This is a genomic window from Deltaproteobacteria bacterium, assembly GCA_016874775.1.
GTDB lineage: Bacteria > Desulfobacterota > Binatia > Bin18 > Bin18 > VGTJ01.
The window spans coordinates 1-5607 of sequence record VGTJ01000263.1; the positions used below are offsets into that span (position 1 = coordinate 1).

6 protein-coding genes are annotated in these 5607 nt (G+C 52.9%); 1 reads left to right on the plus strand and 5 read right to left on the minus strand.

The genetic code is table 11. The features are described 5' to 3' along the window. Window positions 1-208: 208 nt before the first annotated feature. Window positions 209-2854, minus strand: a complete 2646-nt coding sequence (locus tag FJ147_26765; protein MBM4259489.1) for a glucosidase — start codon at window positions 2852-2854, stop codon at window positions 209-211. Window positions 2855-3044: 190 nt separating this feature from the next. On the opposite strand from FJ147_26765, the gene FJ147_26770 reads away from it, so the two are divergent. Continuing rightward, entirely contained in the window at window positions 3045-3281 is a 237-nt protein-coding gene (locus tag FJ147_26770; protein MBM4259490.1) for a hypothetical protein, read from the plus strand. Between the two features lie 53 nt (window positions 3282-3334). Here FJ147_26770 and FJ147_26775 read toward each other — a convergent pair whose 3' ends face one another. The 4 genes from FJ147_26775 to FJ147_26790 form a co-directional block, all read right to left on the minus strand. After that, entirely contained in the window at window positions 3335-3739 is a 405-nt protein-coding gene (locus FJ147_26775; GenBank protein ID MBM4259491.1) for a DUF4345 domain-containing protein, read from the minus strand. 202 nt (window positions 3740-3941) lie between these two features. Further along, entirely contained in the window at window positions 3942-4508 is a 567-nt protein-coding gene (gene efp / locus FJ147_26780; GenBank protein ID MBM4259492.1) for an elongation factor P, read from the minus strand. Between the two features lie 72 nt (window positions 4509-4580). Next, window positions 4581-4997, minus strand: a complete 417-nt coding sequence (locus FJ147_26785) for a nuclear transport factor 2 family protein (protein ID MBM4259493.1) — start codon at window positions 4995-4997, stop codon at window positions 4581-4583. 51 nt (window positions 4998-5048) lie between these two features. Further along, window positions 5049-5369, minus strand: a complete 321-nt coding sequence (locus FJ147_26790) for a cupin domain-containing protein (protein ID MBM4259494.1) — start codon at window positions 5367-5369, stop codon at window positions 5049-5051. Between the last annotated feature and the right edge of the window lie 238 nt (window positions 5370-5607).

Here is a 5607-nt window from a genome sequence, read left to right on the forward strand (position 1 = left end):
GCCGGTCTTAGCTTGTCGGGGCCGTGCCGCCAAGCATAGCACTGTCTCGTTTCTGCCTCCACGCTCCGCGCCGCGCGCTGTGGAGGACTCAGAATGACATGGTACTCAGAGTCGGAAACGCGAGCCGCAAAAGAGATTTGCTATAAATCCCCAAAGTCGCAGCCATAGCCTCAATGCAGCAAAGCGGAATCGACGATCGCTGCTTCCTTCATTCCCCACTCTGTTGCAGTAACTTGGCAACGAGTCCTGTCCAGCCAGTCTGGTGGCTCGCACCGATACCGGCACCGTTATCGCCGTGAAAGTACTCATAGAAGAGGATCAGATCACGCCAGTGGGGATCGTGCTGGAATTTATCAGCGCCACCGTAGACTGGTCGTCGTCCCTCATGGTTTCGGAGAAAAATTCGTGACAAGCGACGAGAGAGTTCTCCCGCCACTTCCTCTAGCGTTAGCATCTTTCCCGACCCAGTGGGACATTCTACCTTGTAGCTATCCCCAAGGTAGTAGTGGAATTTTTGTAAGGATTCGATCAGCAGATAATTGACGGGAAACCAAATCGGTCCACGCCAGTTGGAATTCCCACCGAACAGACTGGTACTGGACTCAGCCGGTTCGTAGTCGACACGATGCTCTGTCCCATTCACAGTGAGAGTGTACGGTTGCTCACGATGGACACGAGAGAGTGCACGGATACCGTAGGGTGATAAGAATTCCGTCTCGTCGAGCATGTAGCGAAGGACTTGTCGCAGGCGGCCACGGTTCACGAGCGAGAGGAATCGACGTACCGTTGCCTCGGGGGTAGTGAGGGTCTCGACATGATTACTCAGTTCTGGCCGGTTTTCGATGAACCATTGCAGGCGCCGTTTGAACCCAGGGAGCTGATCAATGATGTCTGATTCCAGGGTCTCGACCGCAAAAAGAGGGATGAGGCCGACCATCGATCGAACTTTCATCGGAAAATGATGTCCGTTGGGGAGGTGGAGAACATCGTAAAAGAAACCATCTTCCCTGTTCCACAGCTCGATCCCTTCTCCGCCGAGATTGTTCATGGCACGACAGATATAGACAAAATGCTCGAAGAACTTGCTCGCCACGTCTTCATACGAGGCATCTTCACGTGCCAGTTCAAGTGCGATCGTGAGCATGTTGAGACAGTACATGCCCATCCAACTGGTCGCGTCCGATTGTTCAATATACCCACCAGTTGGCAAGGGAGCACTGCGATCAAACACGCCGATGTTATCGAGCCCCAGGAAACCACCCTGGAACACATTGCGCCCATTTGCGTCTTTGCGGTTGACCCACCAGGTGAAGTTGAGCATCAGCTTGTGAAAAACGCGTTGCAGGAATTTGCGATCAGCTACTCCTCGACGTTTTTCTTCAATTTTGTAGACCCGCCATGCCGCCCAGGCGTGGACGGGAGGATTGACATCCCCAAATGCCCATTCGTACGCAGGTAACTGTCCGTTAGGATGCATATACCATTCACGGAGCAGCAGGATGAGTTGTTCTTTGGCGAATTGGGAATCGACTAATGCCAACGGGATACAATGAAAAGCGAGGTCCCACGCGGCGTACCACGGATACTCCCACTTGTCCGGCATGGAGATCACATCGGCATTGTACAGATGCGCCCATTCATGATTCCGCCCACGGGTGCGTCCCGTTGGTGGTGAAGGGGCTTGGGGATCCCCAGCCAGCCAGCGATTGACATCGTAATGATAGTACTGCTTGCTCCATAACAGGCCTGCGAGTGACTGGCGCATCACTATACGGGCATCGGCAGTGAGGTCCGACGGAATGACAGTGTCGTAGAATTCATCTGCCTCGTGCTGACGGGTGGGGAACGTCTCGGCGAAATCAGAAGCGAATGCGGCTGCGGCGGATGATCGTCCTTTATCGGTGAAACGGAGCTGCACGGTGACCGTTTCTCCAGCGCCAACATTCAGGGGATAATGGGCTGCAGCTTTTGTCCCGGTTCGATCAGGATTCACGGCAGCCTGTATGCCATGAACGATATAATCATTAATGCCGTCTTTCACATACGACGAGGGGTTCTCGACGCCATACAGTCGTTGGAAGTTGGTGTCGTTCTCAGTGAACAACAAAGTCGGCGATCCGTCACAATATAACCAACGACGGTCATAATACTGATGACTGAGCGCGATGGTGGTGTGATCTACTGCATACAGACGAGGCCGACGAGCGTCGAGTCCACTTGCCCACGTATTTCGACACCAGAGCGTTGGGAGGAGGTGGACGGCGGCGGTTTCTGGACCACGATTACTGACGTGAATGCGAATCAGAATGTCTTCTGGACTCGCTTTTGCGTATTCGACCTCAACGTCAAAGTAGCGATCCTGATCGAAGACACCGGTGTCGATTAACTCAAGTTCTAATGCTTGCCGTCCCCGTTGACGATTTTCTTCGACGAGCTGAGCGTATGGAAACTCAGCCTGGGGGTATTTGTAGAGAAATTTCATGTACGAATGCGTGGGGGTGGAGTCCACGTAGAAATAATACTCTTTGACATCCTCGCCGTGGTTTCCTTCACTTCCTGTGAGCCCAAAGAGTCGCTCCTTGAGAATAGGGTCTCGGCCATTCCACAAGGCAAGGGCAAAGCAGATAAATTGCTGCCGATCGCAGAAGCCGCCCAATCCATCTTCGTTCCAGCGGAATGCTCGTGAGCGGGCGTGGTCATGAGGGAGGTAGTCCCAGGCAGTCCCGTATTCGCTGTAATCTTCTCGTACCGTGCCCCAGGCGCGCTCGCTGAGATAGGGGCCCCACCGTTTCCAGTTCTTTTTCCGTCGCTGGTCTTCTTCAAGCCGTCGCGCTTCGGCTGTATTCATGTCGATCCTTTCTTACTCGTAGGGCGAGAGACGAAGAATCCCACCAGTACACCATTCGTCGAGAAAGCGTCTTCTCGCATTGTGTCTCATCGTCTGTTGCGGCGTTTTTCTTTATCCGGCCTGCAGAAGGGATGCAAAAGTGCCGATAGTCTCACTATAAGGCACAAGAGGGGTCGTGAGCAAAAGAGAGACACGTATGCATACAAAGACTATCCGAGGAACTGTTCTGTTGATGGTGACCATTGTTGTACTGGGGACGGGATGTCAGGAGAGGACACCGGCTAAGGTGGAAACGGAAAAACCTGCCTCACCGTCGGTTGGTCGGGAGTATGGAGAGGCACTCCGCGGAGCTATCGGTCAGGCAAATAGTGCAAAAAGTACGCTTGAGGCTTCTGCTCGGACGTTGGAAGAAACTGATAAAGCGAGCCAATAAACAGAGGATCGACTACCGCACTGCGCGAAAGGCGGCAACAGGCCTCGTCCTGGTTATTTGTCACCAGTCGCGCCTACGGTTGGGGTAGTTCTTGTGAGCGCGAATAGTCCTAGCGCACAACCGGAGACTTCTGCCAGGAGCAACCAAAGGATGATTGGCTGGGTTGACTCGCCCTGAGATATGCCTACTACTCGTCCAAACGCCAGGCCCCCAAGTGACAACACTTGGAGCAGTAGTGCCGGGTGAACCCAGCGATGGCTCACTGCACAGTAGGCAAAGAATATTGCTAGACCCAGTTCAAGGCCGCCGTACGTTGCCTGAAAGTCTACGATAGCGGTTGGAGTCGAAAGTTCGATATCGACAAATCCGGCCATCGTCGTGGGCCAGAACAAAAAGGCAAAGCCAAAGCTTCCGAATACCAACGCAGAAAGAATGAGAGACAGACGTTCGATGGTCATGGGTAGGTCTGTGTATGGAGGTCCTCGCTGCAACAGCGCATGGTCAGATGCCCTTATTCTTATGGTGCTGGAACTCGGTTTTCAGGAGTGCGGAACAGGCGTGTCGACAACCCTGTCCCTCCAATGGTGCTACGTATGGAGCCGAATACTGCCACCGATGGTAACCGGTGGCATCTTCTTTCAGAGGAGAGGAGGGGAGAGGTTACTCTTTCGCTCGTGAAACGTATTCTCCGGTTTCCGTGTCGACACGGATGAGTTCTCCCACGGCAATAAAGGCAGGCACACGGACAACGACTCCGGTTTCCATAGTCGCGGGTTTCAGTTCGTTGGTGACCGTAGCCGTTTTCATTGCAGGCGGGCAATCACTCACAGTTAAGTCTACGGTTTTCGGGAGGGTGACGCCGATCGCTTTTCCTTCGTACAGATCAATCCGAATTTTGAGGTTGGGCGTCAAATACAGAACCGAATCTCCTAATTCATCTTTCGACAAGGAAATCTGTTCGTAAGTCTCCGAGTTCATGAAGAAATAGTCTCCACTCGACTCGTAGAGATATTCCATCTCTTGTTGCTCAAGGGTGACACGGTCAGCCTTTTCTTCTGAGCGGAAACGATATTCAGTCTGGGTGCCACTGCGAAGATTGCGGAGTTTACTGCGGACAAAACCTCGCCAGTTTCCTGGGGTGACATGAGTCGTTTCCATAACGCGGTGAAGGTCATTTTGATGCATAATGACATTTCCCACGCGCAACTGGGTTGCGGGTACCAACATACGGACGGTCCTCCTAATACACGATTGTAGCTATGGGTACTGTAGCATTGGGCCGAAACAAGGGAAAGGGATTTACTGGAGCTGGTCTTCACCTGCCGCAGGCGGCGCAAAAATTGGTGACGCGTGATGATGCACGATGAACCACTGTCCGTCTTTTTTTTCAAAGAGATTCGTGGTCAGGACCTGTGACCGTGACGGGCCGTCGTACCCATGGGCTTCAAGATTTTCGATTAACACGACCCATGCAAGAGACCCACTGATCTCCACGCGCACATCGGTCAGCGTAAAGCGCATGGAAAACGTGTTGTCGAAAATGCGCTCCCAACTGGTCATGATCGGCCCCCAGCCGCACAGTAGTGGCCAACCAGGATGAACACACTTGATGTGACTGGCTCGGAGCCACACTTGCTCCATCTCCGAGATCTCCAGAGTTTCAAAAGCACGATAGAACGCTTGATTGGCAGCAATGACAGCTTGCTCGTTTTCCATGAGTTCCCCTTTGCTTTTCTCTGCGAAGCACAATGAAGGCGCGAAACGACCTTATGGTTTGGGAGCCATAAATACGAGCACGGTACTACGATCTGCACCAGGGTTTCGCACTGCGTGTTCGATCCCAGACGGGGCGAGAGCTGCATGGCCAGGGCCCAGGAGACGTGTCTCCTGGCCAATGCGGATTTCTGCCGTCCCGTGCAGTACGTAATAGACTTTGTCTGATCCGTGGTGCGCGTGCCCGGTTTGGACTTGATTGGGCTGAAAGCAATACACGTCACAGAACATCCGTTCTGTGTCAAAAATATTGACCTTCTTCATTTTGTCAGCGGCGAAGGTGACGAGTGCGTTTACATCTTTAAAGACATCCATAGTTTCCTCAGTCTACGACTGGCACGTCTCTCATGTGTATACTGCACCTCCCCTAGGGAAGACAAGCAACGCTTGGGAAGACAAGGAATGAATGGGCGAATGGATGAATAAGTAAAGATCTGGTGGGGTAGTCGCCGGGTGGGCTCAGGAAAATTACCTCATGCAGCCAGCGGGAGCTGGTCCTGTTTTTGTTCCGTTTTACGTGGCAGCGCAAAGAGCGTACGGCGTAACGTTTGCA